Here is a 17902-nt window from a genome sequence, read left to right on the forward strand (position 1 = left end):
CCTTCCGCGCCGGTCGGGCGCCGTCAAGGGCTTCGCCGCGCATGGGGACGGCGCGCAGGGCGCGCGCCGCGGGGGAAAGGCGCTACAGCGCCCTGCCGACCACCCTTTCGATCTCGGCGCGGACCAGGCGCTCGACCAGTGGCGGGAGGTGCTGGTCGAGCCAGTCCTTCAGCAGCGGCCGGATCTCTTCCCGCACCACATCCTCGATGGTGGGGCCGCCGCGGTGGATCGTGGCGGCGCGCTCCTGCGCCACCGTCCGCAGCAGCTTGCCGACGGCGGCCGTCGTGGCCGCGGCCACGGCCGGCGCGACCAGGGCGGCGGCAGGCGGACTTTCCGGCGCCGGCGCTTCGGGCCCTGCCGCTGCCTCGGCTTCCACGGGCGCTACGGGCGCGGACGACCCCCCTGAAGGCGGCGCCGGCTGCACCAGCATCGATTCGGTCAACTGCAGGGGCTCGGGCTCGCCCGCGTCCCGGCGTTCCGAGCCTTCGCCGGCCTGCGGGCCGGGCGTCGGCACGCCATCGTCCTCGTTAAGGATCCGCCGGATGGAGGCCAGGATGTCGTCCATGGCGGGGTCGGGACCGGCCGGCTTCGGCGCTTCCGGTGCAGCACTCATGGCTCAACGCCCCCGATCGGCGACACGGTCGGCGGAGGAGTCGCCCCATCCGACCCAGCGGTTGCGGACGGCGCGGTAATACGCCTCCGCGTCATAGAGTTCGACCGGAAGGCTCAGGTCGCGCGCGGTGAGCCGGCCGACCGCCGCGGCCAGGCTGTGGGAAGCGGTGATCAGGTTGGCCAGCGCGCGGACCAGGCTGACGCGGGCGTTCAGCAGTTCCTGCTCGGCGTTCAGCACGTCGAGGGTCGTGCGGCTGCCGACGATCGCCTCGCGCTGCACGCCGTCGAGCGCGATCTCCTGGGCGCGGATCTGGGCGCGGTTGGCGTCGGCCTGGGCACGGGCCGCCTGCAGCACCTCAAAGGCCTGGGTCGCGAGCTGGGTGGCGGCGCGGCGCTGGTCCTCCACCACCTGCCGGGCCTGCTGCGCCTGCTGGCGGGCCTGGCGGACCTGGGCGTATTCGGCGCCGCCCTGGAACAGCGGCACCGTCAGGTTGGCGGTCACCGCGGTGCCGTCCTGCCGCACGCCGTCCGTCGTCTGGTTGTCCTGCCGGAACACGCTGCCGTTCAGGCTGAGCTGCGGCAGAAGCTGGGAGAACTGCACGTCGATGAAATCGCGTGCCGCGGCTTCGTCGAACAGCGCCGCGACCACGTTCGGGTTGTTCTGCGCGGCATAGCTGGCCGCCTCCCGAGCATTGGCAACCGGGGTGCGGAGCGGCTGCGGCGGCGTCAGGCGCTGCGGCGGCTGGCCGACCAGGCGCGTGAAGGTGGCGCGGGAGGCCTGGAGGCGCCCTTCCGCGTCGGCGCGCTGCGCCCGGGCGCCGGCAAGGCGGCTTTCCGCCTGGGCGACGTCCGTGCGGGTGATCTCGCCCACCCGGAACCGCTCATTGGTGGCCTGGAGCTGGCGCATCAGCACCTGCTCGTTGTTGGTGTTGAGGCGCACCTCCTCCTGGTCGCGGATCACGGCGACATAGGCGTTGATGGTGTCCTGAAGCACCTGCTGCTCAGTGGCGAAGAGGCGGGCGCGCTGCGCCAGCACCTGGTTCTCCGCCCGCCGGGTCGAGGCCACGGTGCGTCCGCCACGATAGATCGGCTGGGTCACCGAGCCCTGCATGCTGTAGATGTCGCGCGACCGCCAATCCGTCTGCGTCCGCGGCGCGCCCGGCGGGAAGGCCGGCTGGCCGGTGGCCGAGCCGGTCTGCTGCCCGGCCGAGCCGGTGAACTGCACCGTGGGGCGCCAGCCGGCCAGCGCCTGCGGCACGTTCTCGTCGACGGCGCGAAGCTGGGCGCGGGCCGCCTGCAGCGTCGGATTGTTGGCATAGGCGAGCGCCAGCGCTTCCTGCAGCGTCTGGCTCTCCGCCGGGCGAACCTGGACGAGCGCCGAGCCGGCGAACAACACGGCGGCGAAAGCGAGGCGGGGCGACAACGTCATGCAGTTCTCTCCGCGATCGCGTCGATCCTACAGCAGGATCGCTCGGGCCAGAAGCGCGCCGGCCCGGCTCAGAAGACGAAGCTCGGCCGCCGTGCGAAGGCCGGCAGTGCGAGGGTGGCGCAATCGAAGGCAGGCGTCACGCTGAAGCTGCCACCGATGCGCCGGCCGAGCACCGCACGCGCGGCCTGCCCCCGCTCCGAGGCGGCGAGCACCGTCACCAGGCGCCCGCCTTCAGCCAGCTGGCCGGTGATCTCGGCCGGAATCTCGGAGACCTCGCCCTCGATCAGGATACCGTCATAGGGGGCGGCCGTCGGGAATCCGGCGGCGAGCGGCGCCTCGACCACGCGGAGATCGGCGGGGGCGACGAGGCCGGCGGTGGCGCGCCGGGCGGCCGCGGCGAGCGCCGGGTCCTGTTCCAGCGCTACGACGCGCGCACCGCAGCGCGCCGCGACGGTCGCGGCATAGCCGGTGCCTGCGCCGACCACGAGCACGCGGTCGCCGTCCCGGATGGACAGCAGCTGGAGCATGCGCGCGATCACCATCGGCTCGATGAGGCCCCGGCCACCGGGAAGCCGGACATCCTCGTCCACATAAGCCCGCGCGGCGAGGCCGGGCGGCAGGAAGCGTTCCCGCGGGATCTCGCCCATCGCGGCGATCAGGCGGGAATCGGTCACCCGGTTCGGCCGAAGCTGGCCATCCACCATTCGCCGGCGGGATTCCGCCATGTCCTGGGTCACGTCGCCTTGCATTGCCGCTACACCTTGCCTCGCGGCGCTTATACGTTCGCCCCCCGCCCCGGCCAAGTCGCGACCCTTCCCCGTGCAGCGCAGGCGGCGACGCTGCTTGACCGGGGCCGGCCGGTGCCGGATAGAGGCGCCTCACGCGGCCGCGTGGCAGAGTGGTGATGCACCGGACTGCAAATCCGTGAATGCCGGTTCGATTCCGGCCGCGGCCTTTCTCTTTTGTCCCCCCTCTTCTGTCCCCGTCTCCTTGTTTCCCGCGCACCCGCCCGACGTGGCGCGGCGCGCTTCCGGCGAGACGGGGTGAAGGGGGCTTCACCCGGCCGGGTTCGGTTGCTATAGGCCCGCTCCTCGGCTGATCCGGCGTGGCGCAGCGGTAGCGCAGCGGACTGTTAATCCGTTGGTCGTTGGTTCGAATCCAACCGCCGGAGCCATCTTCCCCGTCCTTGCTGTGCTTCGTGGTGGCGTGGCTTGTCGCCGCGCGGTCACCGCGACGTCACGCGGCTGCAACCGGGTCCGGCTAGACCGGCCTCGGCCCCGATGCGGGCCGAGAGCAAGGACGACAGCCGATGATCCGCCGCCGCACCACGCTGCTCGCTGCGAGCGCCCTGCTCGCCGCGCCCGCCCTCGCCCGCGCCCAGGGAAGCGCCTCGGCGGGCTGGCGCGCACGGTTCCGCGAGCTGCGCCTCGGCATCTCCTCGGCCGAGAACGAGCGCGACGCCATCGCCCGCCAGCAGCCTTTCCAAGACTATGTCGAGCGCACGCTCGGCGTGAAGCTGCGCGTCTTCCGCGCCACCGACTATGCCGGCGTGGTGGAGGCGATGCGCGCTGGGCAGATCGAGTTCGCCCGCATCGGCCCGGCCAACTACGCCCTCGCCCGCCGCGTGATGGGCGACCGGGTCGTCCCCTTCGCGCGCGACCGCGACAACCAGGGCGAGACCGGGTACTACTCCGTCGCCTTCGTGAAGGCCGACAGCCCTTATCGCCGGATCGAGGACCTGCGCGGCAAGTCCTTCGCCTTCGCCGACCCGAACTCCACCTCGGGCTTTGCCTTCCCTGCCTATTTCCTGCGCAAGGCCGGCTTCGAGCCCAACAGCTTCTTCGGCCGCACCGGCTTCTCCGGCAGCCATGAGCAGAGCGTGATCGCGGTGCTCAACGGCACCTTCGACGCCGGCGCCACCTTCTGGTCGAACGAGAGCCGCGGCAACATCCAGCGCATGGTGGAGAAGGGCATGATCCCGGCGGGCTCCACGCGCATCGTCTGGACCAGCCCGCAGATCCCGAATTCGCCCTGGGTGATGCGCGCCGACCTGCCGGAGGACCTGAAGCGCGACTGGGCCGCCGCCGTCTTCGCCATGCCAGAGCGCGACCCGGCCGCCTTCGCCGTCGCGGCCTCCGGCGCCACCGGCGTCGCGCCGACGCGGCACGAGGACTATCTCGACGTCATCGCGGTGGTCGAGGAGAATCTGCAACGCCGCCGCCAGCGCTCGTGAGCACGCCGGCCCTCGCGGCTGGCGCGCTGCCCGGCGGCGAGGCCGTGCGCGCGGCGGAGCAGGCCTGGCTGCGCCGCCGGCGTGGCCGGCGCCTTTCCTTCACCGTCTGGGGCGCGTTGTTCCTGCTCGCGCTCGGCGCAGCCTCGGAGATCGGCGAGGTCAGCCTGGCGCGCCTCGCCGCCGGGCTGCCGATGGCCGCGGACTACATCGGGCGCACCATTCCGACCTTGCGCTGGGCGAGCCTGGGCGAGGATTTGGCGGAATGGATGTGGGGCCTCGACGCCTGGGTCCTGCTGCTGCTCGACACGATCCTGATCGCCTATACCGGCACCGTGCTCGGCGCCGCGGCGGCGCTGCTGCTCTCCTTCCCCGCCGCCTCCACCCTGGCGCCGCGCTGGGCGGTCGGCGCCTCGCGCCGCGTGCTGGAACTGGCGCGCACCGTGCCGACGCTCGTCTTCGCGCTGATCTTCGTCTACGCCTTCGGCCTCGGCCCGCTCGCGGGCGTGATGGCGATCGCGCTGCACAGCATGGGCGCGCTCGGCAAGCTCTTCGCCGAGGTGCACGAGAATGCCGACCTCCGCCCGGTGGAGGCGGTGCGCGCGGCAGGCGGCAGCTGGGGCGAGGCGATGCGCTTCGGCGTGTTGCCGCAATCCCTGCCCGGCCTGCTCTCCTTCGGGCTGCTGCGCTTCGAGATCAACGTGCGCGAGGCGAGCGTGCTCGGCATCGTCGGCGCCGGCGGCATCGGGGAGGAGCTCTATCTCTCCGTGCGGCAGTTCAGCTACCCCGACATCTCCGCGATCCTGCTGCTGCTGCTGGCGACGGTCACCGCGATCGACCTGCTCTGCGCGGCGCTGCGCCGGCGGGTGATCGGGGCGGAGAATTTGCGCGCGGCATGACTCTCTCTCGGACTCACGCCCTGTTCGCCTTCTGCGTCCTGCTGCTGCTGGTCGGGCTGTGGCGCGTGGACGCCTCGCCGCTGCGCATCTGGGACGGGCTCGGCAAGCTCGGCTGGCTGCTGACGCTGATGTGGCCGCCGACGCCGGGCGGGCGCCTCTACGACCTGCTCGAGGCGCTGGCCGAGACCGTTGCCATGGCCTTCCTCGGCACGCTGCTCGCCGCCGCGGTGGCACTGCCGCTGTCCTTCCTCGGCGCCGGCAACGTCATCGCCAGCCGCCTCGCGCGCTTCACCGTGCGCCGCAGCTATGACGGGCTGCGCGCGGTGGACAGCCTGGTCTGGGCGCTGATCTTCGTCTCCGCCGTCGGCATGGGGCCCTTCGCGGGCATCCTGGCCCTCGCCGTGCCCGATATCGGCACGCTGGCCAAGACGTTCTCGGAAGCGCTGGAATCGGCCGACCGCCGCCCGGTCGAAGGCGTGCGCGCCGCCGGCGGATCGCGGCTGCACGCCATCCGCTTCGGGCTGATCCCGCAGGCCGCGCCGGTGATGCTGGCGCAGGTGCTCTACACCTTCGAGAGCAACACCCGCTCCGCCACCATCATCGGCGTGGTGGGCGCGGGCGGCATCGGGCTGGCGCTGGCGGACCGGATGCGCATCAACAACTGGGACGAGGCGGCCTTCATCGTGCTGATGATCCTGGCGGCGGTCGCTGCGATAGACTGGGCGAGCCGCCGCATCCGGATGAGGCTGATCCGCGCATGACCGAGACGACGACCTACCAGGACCCCGGCACGGCGAAGAAGCGGCTGGGCCTCGAGCCCTTCATCCATCCGACGGCGAGCGTGCGCGACTCGCGCCTCGGCATCTACACGGAGGTCGGCGCGCGCACGACGCTCGCCGAGGTGGAGATGGGCGACTACTCGTATGTCGTCCACGACGCGCAGATCATCTACGCGACGATCGGCCGGTTCTGCTCCATCGCCAGCCACACCCGCATCAACCCCGGCAACCACCCGCTGGACCGCGTGGCGCTGAACCACTTCACCTATCGCGCCAGCGCCTATGGGCTCGGGCCGGACGAGGCCGGGTTCTTCGACTGGCGGCGCAGCCATCGCGTCACGCTCGGCCACGATGTCTGGCTCGGCCATGGCGTGATCGTGCTGCCGGGCGTCTCGATCGGCACCGGAGCGGCGATCGGCGCCGGGGCCGTGGTGACCCGGGACGTGCCGGATTTCGCGGTCGCGGTCGGCAATCCCGCACGCGTGCTGCGCCGCCGCTTCCCCGAGGAGATCCGCGCGGCGCTGCTGCGTATCGCCTGGTGGGACTGGCCGCGCGAGAAGCTGGCCGCGGCGCTCGAGGAGATCCGCCGCCTCGATGCCGAGACCTTCTGCGCGCGCCACGATCCCGGCCCGAGCTGACACACGCGCCAGGCGGCCATGCGGCCGCCGGGCGGTGTGCGGGGCACGCCGCGCCGCCGGGCGCGTCAGCCGAACAGATGGTCGGCCGGCGCCACGGTGATCAGGTCCAGCGAGATCGTGTCGTTCACGGTGTCGGTGCGGACGGTGTCCAAGAGGCGGACCCAGAGGTTCGAGCCGACATCCGTGGCCACCAGGTCGGTGTTCCAGCGAAGGGCGGCATCGGCCGCGCCATCGAAGCCGCGCCAGGTCGCGGCGCCGTCCACCGAGTATTCGAAGCGGAACAGCTCGACGCTGGACCAGGCATCCACCTGCACCAGCTTGTTGCCGGCGGACAGGCCGGTGAATTCCCAGCGCAGCTCGATGCCGACGCTCCCGTCGCTGAGGAAGCCTTCGCGCCAGGTGGTGACCCTGCCGTCGTCGGCGGCCTGCACGGCGACGCTGGCGTTGTTGATGTTCGGGCGGGTCGTGTAGTTGCCGACGATCGTGCCGGCAGTGAGCGCCGAGACGTCGTCGTTCGCGTTCGTCACGGTCACCGTCTGCGCCGTGTAGCCTGCCGCCGCGACCTGCAGGGCATAGGCGACGTCGGCATCCGCGTTGCGGTCCTCCGTGCCCGTCACTTCGACCGTCGCGGTCCACCCGTTGAGGGCGTTCAGCACCACCTCGGAGCTGTCCAGCGCGCCTTCGGCCGCGTTCACGCCGGTGATCGAGACCTTCACGTCGCCCGTGGCGCCGGTGGTGCTGATGGTGAAGCTGGCCGCCTGACCCTCGGCCGTGGTCAGGGCGCTGCGGCTCACGCTGAGCACGCCCGTGCCGCCGGTGTCGCCGCCCGTGCCGCCGCCGGTTCCGCCGTCGCCCGTGCCGCCGTCTCCCGTGCCGCCGTCGCTGGCCCCGCCGCCGCCGGTGCCGCCGCCCGTGTCATCGACGATGGAGGAGGGCTTGTCCGTGACGGTGATGAGGTCGACGCCGAAAGTGTCCCGGCTCGTGTCGGTCCGGTCGGTGTCCACCAGCCGAACCCACAGGCTGCTCCCGACGCCGGTCGCGAGCAGGTCGGTGTTCCAGGCCAGGCTGCCGGCGCTCGCGCCATCGAACAGGCGCCAGGTGGCGGCGTTGTCCACCGAGTATTCGAAGCGGAAGGCCTCGACGCCGGACCAGGCGTCCACCTGAACCAGCTTGTCGCCCGCCGTGAGGCCGTTGAACTGCCAGCGCAGCTCGATGCCAGCCTTGCCGTCGTTGAACACGCCCTCGCGCCAGGTGGTGAACCTGCCGTCATCGGCCGACTGGACGGCCACGGTGCCGTTGTTCACGCTGGGCTTCGTCTTGTAGGTGCCGACGATGGTGCCGGCGGCGGCGGCCGACTTGTCGTTGTCCTGGTTCGTCACGGACACCGTCTGCGAGCCGAAGCCGTCGGCGCTGAACTGCAGGGCATAGCCGACGCTGCCGTCCACGTTGCGGTCATCCACGCCGGTGACGGCGACCGAAGCGGTCCAGTTGTTGGCCGCGCTCAGCACGATGTCCACCGGCGCCAGCTTGCCCTCCGCGGCGTTCAGGCCGCTGGTGGCGACCAGGACGTCGCCGGTGGCGCCGACTGCGCGCAGCGTGACGGTCTGGGTGCCGCCCTCCACCGTCGTCAGGCTGGTGCGGTCCACGGTGAGCGAGGCTCCGCCCGTGTCCTTGAGGCCGGTGTCCGTGCTGCCGGAGGTGCCGGTGTCGGTGCTGCCGCCGGTGCTCCCACCTGTGCTGCCGCTGCTGGTGTCCGCCACGGTGTAGGTGCCGCGGATCATGTACTGGCCGAGCGAGCCGTAATCCGTGTAGCCGGTCGGCGTCGCGGCCATGGGATCGCCGACGCCGACGCCGTCCAGGCCGAGGTAGTAGGTGCCGGCGGCAAGGCCCGAGAGCTTCAGCACGCCGTCGATCCGCGCCACCTCGTTCCAGGTGGCGACCTGCTGGAACTTGTCGTTGTAGAGGGTGAGCGCCACGTCCAGCATGCTGAAGGGCGAGGCGGTGTAGACCGGCGTGCTCGATCCGCTGACATAGGCCCGGGTCCAGCCCGAGACGGTCAGGTCGATCGCGCCCGTGCCGCCCAGCTGGAAGCTGAACATGTCCACGTCGTTTCGGCTGCCCGAGCCGGTGATGACGCCGAAGGTCTCCACCGTGGCGACGCCGCCCGCGACGGTTCCGCCGAGGGCGGATGCGCTGCTGAATGTGTTGCCGTGGTCGTCGGCCCGATAGGTCACCGCGCCGTTGCGCGTGGTGATGATGCTCAGGTCGTCCTGGGTGTTCGTGGCGCCGTTGTACTCGCCCTTGCTCCACTGGACGATGTTCGCGTTGTAGCCGACCCCCAGGACCGGCGCCCAGTCCGTCGCGCCCGAGCCATGGCCGTAGTAGTATTCGGAGGTGTTCCGGCCGTCATGGTCGAGGCCCATGGAGTGGCCGATCTCGTGCGCGGCCGCGTCGGCAATCGACTTCGCGCCATCGGCCAGGCGGTTCGAATAGACGAAGACCGGCGTGTCCACGTTCCACATGAAGCTGTTCTTGTAGGCGATGCCGCCGAAGTTCTTGCCGCCCTCATCGGTGATCACCACGCGGATGCCATAGGCCGTATCGCTGCTGCCGCTGTAGCGCAGCGCCTCGACACCCGGATCCTGGGTCGTGACGTTCACGTTGAAGGGCGAGAAATACTCGGCCACGCGCGCCCAGATCTGCTGGATGCGGAGCAGTTCGGTGGTGTTGAACGTCTCCGACGTGTCGGTGGAGAAGGCCGGGGAATAGAAGCTGCTGGTGCTCCAATAGGAGTTCCAGGTCGTGCCGGTGGTGGTGTGGCCGTCGAAGTCGAGAAAGACCGTCAGCTTCGAGCCGGGGTTGCTGTGCAGCTTGAAGGTGTCGCCATAGGCGATGCCGACGCCGCCCGTCGGCACCACGCTCTGCGTCACCGTGGCGTCGATGACCGCGCCCTCCGGCCCCGCGGCCAGGTCGATGCCGGCCAGTTCGCCGAGTTGCGTGTCGTCGTAGCCCGGCATCGCGCAGGCGCCGCAGGCGCAGCCACCGCCATGGGCCACCGCCTCGCCGGCCGGGACCTGCGTCGCCTCGAAGCCTGAAGCGGTCGCAACATCGGTGGTGTCCTCGGGCTGCGGCATGGCCGCGAAGAGCGCCGTCAGCACCTCCCCGCCGCCGCCGAACGCCTCACCGGGCGGCGGGGGCGGCGGCGCCGCGGCGGCCGGAGTGGCCTCCGATCCATCCTCGAGGAGTTCCCACGAGTATTGGCCGAGGATTCCGGGCTGCTGCATGGATCAGATCCCTTGAAACGACCGAAGTGGCCACTGCCACTATCAATTGGTCGTTAGAAAGGGGTGAACAACCTATGCGCGTCAATCAGGAAGCCTGTATTTACAGCCGTTTATCACATCTTATCACAATGTTGAGAGCAGTTGATACTTCGTTTACCGTCCTGTTCAGCCCTTCTAATGCAATCCAGAGCAGCTTTTTGTTAAGGGCCGCGGCGCGACTTCCTCACATCCGCTGACCCTGCCACACAGAGAACCGACAAACCTCACAGCGGAGCACGCCGCCTGCCCCCTCGCCTCGTCATCTTCGACTTCGACGGCACCCTGGCCGACAGCTGGCCCTGGCTGCTGGCCGCGCTGGACGGTCTCGCGCCGCGCTTCGGCTTCACGCGGCCGGATCAGGCGGAGCTCGAGGCGTTGCGGGCCTGCGACGCGCCGACCGTGATGCGGCGCCTCGGCGTGTCGCGATGGCGCCTTCCGGCAATCGGTACAGAGCTCCGCCGCCTGGCGCGGGAGGCGCCGCCTCCACCGCTCTTCCCGGGCGTGGCCGGGATGCTGGACCGCCTTGCCGACGCAGGCATCGCCCTCGGCATCGCCAGTTCCAACAGCGCCGCTCAGATCCGTCGCACGCTCGGCACGGCGCGGTCGGCGCGCATCGCGCACCTGGCCGCGGAAGCGAGCCTGTTCGGCAAGGCCGCGCGGTTCCGCCGGATCCTGCGCGAGTCCGGCATCGCCGCGCCGCAGGCGCTCGCCGTCGGCGACGAGTTGCGCGACATCGCCGCGGCGCGGGAGGCCGGCATCGCGGCGGGGGCTGTCGCGTGGGGCTATGCCAATCCCGACAGGCTGCGCGCCGAGGCGCCGGACGCCTTCTTCGAGCGTCCGGAGGAGATCGCGCGGCTCTGCGGCGTGTAGCGGCGGCCTACTTCCCGGCCCAGACCCGGCCCGGTACGTAGACCTCGCCCTTCATCAGCATGCGCGCGGTGCGCAGCGTGCCGCCCGCGGCGATGGTGGGCTTGCCGTCGGCGCCGCTCGCCATGCTGATCACGGCTTCCATCGTGCCGGTGGGATGCTCGATCACCACCTCCTCGCGCATCGCGTCGGTGACGCGCGCCAGGCCCTGCGCGACCGTGCCCGGGAGCTTGCAGGCGGAGGCGATGCAGATGCCGCCCGTCACCGCCATGGCCTCGTGGCAGGCGAGCGGCGTGAAGTAGCGCGCCAGCACCGATCCGCCCGGTGTCGCGGGCTCCGCGACCATCGCGAATTTGGGGATCACGCGCCCTTCCGCGTCGCCCATGCCCATGGCGAGGCTGGCAGCGCGGCGGATCACCTCGATGCGTGCCATGAAGTCCTTGTCGGCGTCGAGTTCCTTCGCCGTCTCGCGCCCGGTCTTGCCGAGGTCCTTCGCGCGCGTGATCACGACGGGCATGCAGACATCGAGGCAGGTGACGTCCACGCCCTCGATCCGGTCGAGCGCGTTGCCCGTTGGCATCAGCTTGCCCGTCGCACCCCCCACGGCATCCGCGAAGTTCAGAAGGATCGGCGCGGCGGTGCCGGGCACGCCGGCGATCGCGGTGTCGCCGTCGTAGCGCACGCGCCGGGCCGGGGTCTGCACCACCGCCTCGATCAGCGCGCCGGTGTTGACGGCGCGGATCAGCACCTTCGTCTCGCCGTCCTCGGCCGGGACGAGGCCGCGCTCGATCGCGAAGGGGCCGACGCCGGCAAGCATGTTGCCGCAGGTCGGGCCCCAATCCACGAAGGCGCGGTCCACCGCGGGCTGGGCGAAGAGGTAGTCGATCTGCTGAGGCTGCCCGGGCTCCGCCTTCGAGACGATGGCGACCTTGGTCGTCAGCGTCGTCGCGCCGCCGATGCCGTCGATCTGCCGCGCATCGGGCGAACCCACGGCGGCCAGGATCACCTGCCCCATCGTCTCCCGGTCCTCGGGCAGGTCGGAGCGCAGGAAATACGGGCCGCGGCTGGTGCCGCCGCGCATGAAGGTGCAGGGGATCGCGGTCTGGAGCGTCATGGGCGGTGTTCTCAGCGGAGGGGCCAGGGCAGGTCGTAGAGATCCTGCAGGAGGCCGCCGGGGAAGACGAGGTTGAGGGAGTGCGCCATCAGCAGGATGAAGCCGCAGGCCGCCGCGGTCAGCAGCAGCGTCTGCAGCCAGCCGCAGCGCGCCACCACGCGCAGGAAGGCCAGGAAGAACAACGCGAGCGCGGCGAAGAAGCCGATCAGCAGCGTCATTGCCAGGAAGCCGAGCGCCCAGCCGACGAAGGGCCAGGGGCCGGAATCCGTGGCATGGGCTTCCTGGTCGAAGTTGGTGGTGCCGGCCGCCTTCGCGCCGCGCGCCTGCATGCCAAGCACATACAGCACCGAGAGGCCGCCGACGCAGGAAACCACCGCCGGCATCAGCGCCGCGAGGTAGGAGTTCTTCAGCCCCTCGAACATCACCCAGCCGAAGAAGGCGAGCAGCAGGACCGAGAAGACGATCTGCGGCGTGAGCACCGTCGCGCGCGATTCCTCCGCCGCGCCCTCCGTGTTCACCGCCGCCTGGCTGCGCCGCAGCCCGGCCCAGAGCGAGAGGATCGTCAGCGCCAGGATGATCAGCGCGACCGGCCGGGTCAGGAATTCGAAGCCGGAGAACTGCACGGCCTGGTAGAGGTAACGCTCGGCGCCGAGGGACAGCACGAAGCCGATCAGGAAGGCCGGGCGCGACCAGCCGAAGCGGCGCAGGAAAAGGCCGAGCAGCCCCACCGCGAACAGCGCGATCATGTCGTAGACGCTGCGCGTTGCCTGGAAGGCGGCGAAGCTGATGATCATGATCATGAAGGGCGCGATCAGCGCGTAGCGGATCGTCGTCAGCTTCGCGATGCCGGGCGCGAGCAGGATGCACATCAGGGTGCCGGCGAAGTTGGCGATCGCGAGCGACCAGATGATCGTGTAGGTGACGTCGAGGTTGCGGTCCGCCATGGCGGGCCCCGGCTGCAGCCCGATCAGGATCATCCCGGCGAGGAAGATCGCCATGGAGCCGGAGCCGGGAATGCCGAACAGCAGCGTCGGCAGCAGCGCGCCGCCCTGCGTGGCGTTGTTGGCGCTTTCCGGCGCGATGACGCCGCGGATGTCGCCCTTGCCGAAGTTGCGCGTGTCCTTGCAGGTCTGCATCGCGTGGCTGTAGGCGATCCAGTCAACGACCGACCCGCCGATGCCCGGGATTGCGCCGATCAGCGCGCCGATGCCGGAACAGCGCAGCACGAGCCAGGGGTTGCGGAACACGTCGCGCACGCCCTGCAGCCAGCCGGTGCCCATCGGGTTGTGCTGCGCGATGGCGCCGCCGCTGCGGAGCAGGTTGAACAGTTCGGGCAGCGCGAAGATGCCGAGGCCGACGATGACCAGCGGCAGACCGTCGCTGAGGTAGAGCGTGTCGAAATCCATCCGGTATTCGCCGGTGGCCGGCGCGGCGCCGATCATGCCGAAGGCGAGACCGAGGCAGGCGGAGGCGACGCCCTTCGCGAGGTTGCCGCCGGAGAGCGCGGCCACCGTCGAAAGCCCGAACAGCGTCAGCATGAACAGCTCGGCGGAGCCGAAGAGCAGGATGATCGGCCGCGCCGCCATCACCGAGAATGTCAGCACGACGGCGCCGAAGAAGCCGCCGATCATCGAGGCGGTGAAGGCGGCCGAGAGCGCCCTCGCCCCCTGCCCCTGCTGCGCGAGCGGGAAGCCGTCCAGCACCGTCGCCTGCGAGGCCGAGGAGCCCGGTATGCCCATCAGCACGGAGGAGAAGGTGTCGGAGGTCGGGATGACCGCGATCAGACCGATCAGCATGGCGAGCGCCGAGGTGGCGTCCATGCCGTAGATGAAGGGCAGCAGCAGGGAGAGGCCGGCGATGCCGCCGAGGCCCGGCAGCACCCCGATCACCAGCCCCACGCTGACGCCGAGCATCATGAACATGAGACGCTCGACCGTCAGCAGCTCGAAGAGCGCGCCGAGGATGATGTCCATCATGGCGAAGGCCTTTCCACCGGCGCGCGGCGTGTCCCGTCAGAAGCGGGCGTTGTGGTTGGCTGTCAGGAACTGCCGCACCCAGGCGCGCGCCTCGGGCGAGATGCTGGTCGCGGTGGCGTAGAGCCGGTCGGCGGCCGGGCCCACGGCCTGCCGGTAGTCACCCAGAATGTCGCCGCGGCGGGCGATCAGCTCGGGGTCCCTCACCGCATCCTCGCAGGCCTTGCGGTAGGCGGCGATGATCGGCGCCGGCGTTTCCTTCGGCAGCACCGCCGGCTTCTGGCCGGCGAAGGCGGAGACGGAGCAGGCGAGATAGGCGTCGTATTCAGGGCCCGCAGGCTCCCGGCCCATCATGGAGCGATATACCTCCTCGAAGGTAGGGATCTCCGGGAAGGAGGGGTCGCGCACGATCTTCCCGTTCTCGTCCTGCACGCCGTAGGAGAACAGCGGCACCGCGGTGCCCGCCTGCACCATGGGCACCACCTGGGTCAGCCAGGCGGGCGTGGTCTGGTGGTCGATCGAGGCGTCGCCGCGTTCCACCGCCAGCCGCGCATCGCCGCGGCCGCGCATGCCGAACACGTAGCGCACCTTCAGGCCCAGCATGTGCAGCGCCAGGATCGGAACGACATCGAGGCCCGTCGCGCCCTGGCTCGGGAAGACCAGCTCCTTGTCCTTGAGCTGGGCGATCTGGTCGCCGCGGCTGATGCCGGTGCGCGAGGAGACATAGACGACGCCGCCGGTGGGCGAGACGATCATCGGCACCCAGTTCGCATAGTCGTAGCGCACCCGCCGGTCGCCCAGCAGGAAGGGCAGCTGGGTGGAGGCGGAGGAGCCGAAGAAGCTCATCCCGTCCGGCCGCGCGCGCTGCGCGAATTCGTTGCCGCCGGTGATGGAGCCGCCGCCCGGGATGTTGCGGATGATGATGGTGGGCTGCCCCGGCAGGTATTTGGCGATGTAGGGCGCGAGGAAGCGCGCCCACACGTCGCTGCCGCCGGCCTCGGCGAAGGGGATGACGAATTCGATGGTGCGGCCGGCGAAGCTCACCTGCGCGCCGGCGCGGCCAGGCAGGATGGCGGCGCCAGCGGCGGCGCCCAGCAGGGCGCGCCTTCCGATGCGGATCATGAAGCTGTCTCCCCGAAGATGCGGCCGCCGGCCTGCGCCGGCGGCCAGGCGCGTCAGAAGCGCACGTTGTGATTGGTGGTGAGGAAGTTGCGGACCCACTCGCGCGCATCGGCGTCGATCGTGGTCGCGACCTCGTAGAGGCGCTGGATGTTGTCGCCCACCGCCTGCTCGTAGTCGCCGAGCACCTCCTCCTTCTTCGCCTGCAGGTCGGGATCGGCGACCGCCTCGGCAAAGGCGCGGCGATAGGTGGCGATGATCTCGGGCGACGTACCGCGCGGCAGCATCGCCGGCTTCTGGGCCGCGAAGCCCGAGCCGAAGAAGGCGAGATAGGCGTTGTACTCGACGCCCGAGGGCTTCTTGCCGTGCATCATCTCATAGGCTTCGACGAAATGCGGGAGGTCCGGGAAGGTCGGGTCGCGCGCCACGTTGCCCTGCGCGTCCAGCACGCCCCAGGAGAAGAGCGGCACCGCGTTGCCCGCCTGGATCATCGGACGCACCTGCGTCAGGAAGGCGGAGGAGGTCTGGTAGTCGATCGTCGCCTCGCCGCGCTCCAGCGCCAGCCGTCCCTCACCGCGGCCGCGCATGCCGAAGACGTGGCGGACCTTGAGCCCGAGCAGATGGAAGGCGAGCATCGGCACCAGGTCGAGCGAGGTCGCGCCCTGGCTGCCATAGACCAGCTCCTGGTCCTTGATCTTGCCGAGCTCGCGGGCGTTCGCGACGTTGAAGCGCGCCGGCAGATAGACCACGCCGCCAGTCGGCGAGACCAGGACGGGCGGCATGTTGCTGTAGTCGTAGCGCACGCGGCGGTCGCCCAGCAGGAAGGGGAACTGCGTCGAGCCCGAGGTGCCGATGAAGGTGGAGCCGTCGTTCCGGGCACGCTGGTAGAAGTCGTTGGTGCCGGTGATCGAGCCGCCGCCAGGCACGTTGCGCACGATCACGCTCGGCCGGCCGGGCAGGTACTTCGCCAGGTAGGGCGACATGAAGCGGGCCCAGACGTCGCTGCCACCGCCCTCGGCGAAGGGGATCACCCATTCGATCGTCTTGCCGGCGAAGTTCGTCTGCGCCCGCACCGCCGCCGCCGGCAGCAGCGTGGCCATGCCAAGCGCCGCGGCGCCCTGGAGCAGCCTGCGCCGCCCGGGCCCGCGGGCCTCGAAGTCGCTACCCATTTGTGATCCTCCCGTGTCGAGTTCCGTATCCTGTCGCATGGCGCGGCGCCGGAGGGCATGTCAAGCGGGACCGGCGCCGAAGAAGCGCAGAAACCAGGCCAGCGTCTCGTCCGGCGCATGTTCGGGGACGTAATGGCCGCAGGGCAGGCGATCGCCGACCAGGTCCGTCGCGTAGTCGCGCCAGACGGCCGTGACGTCGTCGAAGACCTCGCCGGTGTGGCTGCCGCCGCCGAACAGCACCAGCGTCGGGCAGGCGATCCTGCGGCCCGCCGCGAAATCCGCCTCGTCCATCGCCCGGTCCACCGTTGCCGCGGCCCGGTAGTCGGCGCAGGAGGCGCGGATCGTCTTGCGCGTGAAGCAGCGGACGTATTCCTCGAAGGCGCGCGGGTCGAAGATCGAGAGGCCCACGCCCTTCTTCCCGATCTTGCGCTCCATGTACCAGCGCGCCGGCACGCTTTCGAGCATCGTCTCGGGCAGGTCGCCTTCCTGCGGCATGAAGACCCAGTGCCAGGACTTCATGGCCCATTCGGCCGAGGCGTTCCGCCACACATGCAGCGTCGGCAATATGTCGAGCAACGCAAGGCGCAGCACGCGCTCCGGGTGGTCCAGCGCCATCCTGTGACCCACGCGGGCGCCGCGATCGTGCCCGGCCAGGAAGAAGCGCTCATGGCCGAGCGCACGCATCACCTCCACCTGGTCCTGCGCCATGGCGCGGAAGCTGTAGTTGGCGGTGACGGACGGGTCGGGCCCGGTGCTGTCGCCATAGCCGCGCAGATCGGCCGCGACCACGTGGAAATGCTCCGCCAGGCGCGGCGCGATGCGGTGCCAGCACACATGGGTCTGCGGATTGCCGTGCAGCAGCAGAAGCGGCAGCCCCTGCCCCGCATGGCGCAGATGGATGCGCGCCCCGCCGGAGGTCTCGATGTCGGCCGCCGCGAAGCCCGGCAGCAGCCCGTGGTCCGGCCGATCGGCCATGCCCGTCACCGTCCTTCCCGTCGCGCGACCGGGGCCGCCACGGGCATGGCGACCGCCCGGCCGAGCCAGGCCAGCCTGTGCCGCTGCGCCGCGCGCGCATGGCCGCGGGCAGCCTCCTCCGCCGCATCGCCGTCGCGACGCCGAAGCGCGGCGAGGATCGCGCGATGCTCGGCATGCGCCTCGGCGGCGCGTCCGCCCTGCGTCAGCAGCGTCGGCAGCAGCGCAATGGTGGCGGAGATCTGCTCCAGGCTACGCAGCAGGTAGCGGTTGTGGGCGGCAAGATAGAGCATGCCGTGTATGCGCTGGTTCAATTCCGAGAGCGCCGCGGCATCGGCGAAGGCACCCGGTTCCGCCTCGATCAGTTCCGCCATGGCGTCGAATTCGGTCTCGGTCGCGTGCTGCGCCGCGAGCCGCGCGGCGGCACCTTCCAGGATCTCCCGCATCACATAGAGCTCGACCACCTGCTGGTGGTCGGGGCGCGTCACGGTCAGGCCGCGGCGTGGATCGCGGGTGAGCAGACCCTCGGCCTCCAGCCGCGCGATCGCCTGGCGCACCGGCGTGCGGGAGACGCCAACGCGCGCGGCGAGGTCGGTCTCCGTCAGGCGGAGGCCGGGCGCGAGGAGCCCCTCGCGGACCGCGTCGCGGATCCGGTCATAGGCTTCCTGGCCGAGGTCCCGAGGGGCATGCGGCAGGACGGGCGGCGGCGCGGGCGGCAGGTCCATGGCTCTGGACATCATGGGATACAACTGGATACAAGGCCAGCGGAATTCGCGGG

General features: G+C 70.7%; 15 protein-coding genes and 2 tRNA genes. 7 read left to right on the forward strand and 10 right to left on the reverse strand.

Going from position 1 to position 17902, the window contains the following annotated elements; all coding sequences use genetic code 11:
* Positions 1-82: 82 nt before the first annotated feature.
* The 3 genes from DFH01_RS14010 to DFH01_RS14020 all read right to left on the reverse strand — a co-directional run bounded on the left by DFH01_RS14010 (position 83) and on the right by DFH01_RS14020 (position 2790).
* Positions 83-613, reverse strand: a complete 531-nt coding sequence (locus tag DFH01_RS14010) for a DUF2497 domain-containing protein (protein WP_109871084.1) — start codon at positions 611-613, stop codon at positions 83-85.
* A gap of 3 nt (positions 614-616) precedes the next feature.
* Positions 617-2041, reverse strand: a complete 1425-nt coding sequence (locus tag DFH01_RS14015; protein ID WP_109871085.1) for a TolC family outer membrane protein — start codon at positions 2039-2041, stop codon at positions 617-619.
* 68 nt (positions 2042-2109) lie between these two features.
* The gene (locus DFH01_RS14020; RefSeq protein ID WP_109871086.1) at positions 2110-2790 is read right to left on the reverse strand and encodes a protein-L-isoaspartate O-methyltransferase family protein; all 681 of its coding nucleotides are present in this window, start codon (positions 2788-2790) and stop codon (positions 2110-2112) included.
* A 135-nt stretch (positions 2791-2925) separates the two neighbouring features.
* On the opposite strand from DFH01_RS14020, the gene DFH01_RS14025 reads away from it, so the two are divergent.
* From DFH01_RS14025 to DFH01_RS14050, 6 genes are all read left to right on the forward strand, one after another.
* A tRNA-Cys gene (locus DFH01_RS14025) sits at positions 2926-2996 on the forward strand.
* A 144-nt stretch (positions 2997-3140) separates the two neighbouring features.
* Positions 3141-3215, forward strand: a tRNA-Asn gene (locus tag DFH01_RS14030).
* A gap of 135 nt (positions 3216-3350) precedes the next feature.
* On the forward strand, positions 3351-4274 hold the full coding sequence (gene phnD, locus DFH01_RS14035; protein ID WP_109871087.1) for a phosphonate ABC transporter substrate-binding protein: 924 nt from the start codon (positions 3351-3353) through the stop codon (positions 4272-4274).
* Positions 4271-5170, forward strand: a complete 900-nt coding sequence (gene phnE / locus DFH01_RS14040) for a phosphonate ABC transporter, permease protein PhnE (protein ID WP_233256110.1) — start codon at positions 4271-4273, stop codon at positions 5168-5170. The genes phnD and phnE (DFH01_RS14040) overlap by 4 nt, the downstream gene beginning before the upstream one ends.
* Positions 5167-5931 (forward strand): phosphonate ABC transporter, permease protein PhnE, encoded by a 765-nt coding sequence (gene phnE, locus DFH01_RS14045; protein WP_109871088.1) that lies wholly within the window; start codon positions 5167-5169, stop codon positions 5929-5931. Before phnE (DFH01_RS14040) ends, phnE (DFH01_RS14045) begins: the two co-directional genes overlap by 4 nt.
* Entirely contained in the window at positions 5928-6587 is a 660-nt protein-coding gene (locus tag DFH01_RS14050; protein ID WP_109871089.1) for an LbetaH domain-containing protein, read from the forward strand. Before phnE (DFH01_RS14045) ends, DFH01_RS14050 begins: the two co-directional genes overlap by 4 nt.
* Positions 6588-6652: 65 nt before the next feature.
* Here the strand turns inward: DFH01_RS14050 and DFH01_RS14055 are convergent, their stop codons facing one another.
* Complete coding sequence (locus DFH01_RS14055; protein ID WP_109871090.1) at positions 6653-9871, reverse strand: zinc-dependent metalloprotease family protein; 3219 nt, start codon at positions 9869-9871, stop codon at positions 6653-6655.
* 300 nt (positions 9872-10171) lie between these two features.
* Here DFH01_RS14055 and DFH01_RS14060 point away from each other — a divergent pair, with 300 nt between their 5' ends.
* Positions 10172-10780 (forward strand): HAD hydrolase-like protein, encoded by a 609-nt coding sequence (locus tag DFH01_RS14060; RefSeq protein WP_269846267.1) that lies wholly within the window; start codon positions 10172-10174, stop codon positions 10778-10780.
* Between the two features lie 7 nt (positions 10781-10787).
* On the opposite strand, the gene DFH01_RS14065 is transcribed toward DFH01_RS14060, so the two are convergent.
* Genes DFH01_RS14065 through DFH01_RS14090 form a run of 6 tightly spaced genes read right to left on the reverse strand, consistent with a single transcriptional unit; the run spans position 10788 to position 17849 of the window.
* The gene (locus tag DFH01_RS14065) at positions 10788-11891 is read right to left on the reverse strand and encodes a 4-oxalomesaconate tautomerase (RefSeq protein WP_109871092.1); all 1104 of its coding nucleotides are present in this window, start codon (positions 11889-11891) and stop codon (positions 10788-10790) included.
* An 11-nt stretch (positions 11892-11902) separates the two neighbouring features.
* Positions 11903-13867 carry a tripartite tricarboxylate transporter permease gene (locus tag DFH01_RS14070; protein WP_109871093.1) on the reverse strand — a complete coding sequence of 655 codons (1965 nt, stop codon included), beginning with the start codon at positions 13865-13867 and terminating at the stop codon, positions 11903-11905.
* Between the two features lie 36 nt (positions 13868-13903).
* Positions 13904-14986: a Bug family tripartite tricarboxylate transporter substrate binding protein gene (locus DFH01_RS14075; RefSeq protein ID WP_109871094.1), complete on the reverse strand. Its 1083-nt coding sequence runs from the start codon at positions 14984-14986 to the stop codon at positions 13904-13906.
* A gap of 53 nt (positions 14987-15039) precedes the next feature.
* On the reverse strand, positions 15040-16152 hold the full coding sequence (locus tag DFH01_RS14080) for a Bug family tripartite tricarboxylate transporter substrate binding protein (RefSeq protein WP_109871095.1): 1113 nt from the start codon (positions 16150-16152) through the stop codon (positions 15040-15042).
* Positions 16153-16212: 60 nt separating this feature from the next.
* Positions 16213-17127 carry an alpha/beta fold hydrolase gene (locus tag DFH01_RS14085; protein WP_109871096.1) on the reverse strand — a complete coding sequence of 305 codons (915 nt, stop codon included), beginning with the start codon at positions 17125-17127 and terminating at the stop codon, positions 16213-16215.
* Between the two features lie 5 nt (positions 17128-17132).
* Complete coding sequence (locus DFH01_RS14090) at positions 17133-17849, reverse strand: GntR family transcriptional regulator (protein ID WP_109871097.1); 717 nt, start codon at positions 17847-17849, stop codon at positions 17133-17135.
* Positions 17850-17902 lie beyond the last annotated feature (53 nt).

It is taken from the genome of Falsiroseomonas bella (assembly GCF_003173615.1).
In the GTDB taxonomy this organism is placed as follows: Bacteria; Pseudomonadota; Alphaproteobacteria; order Acetobacterales; family Acetobacteraceae; genus Falsiroseomonas; species Falsiroseomonas bella.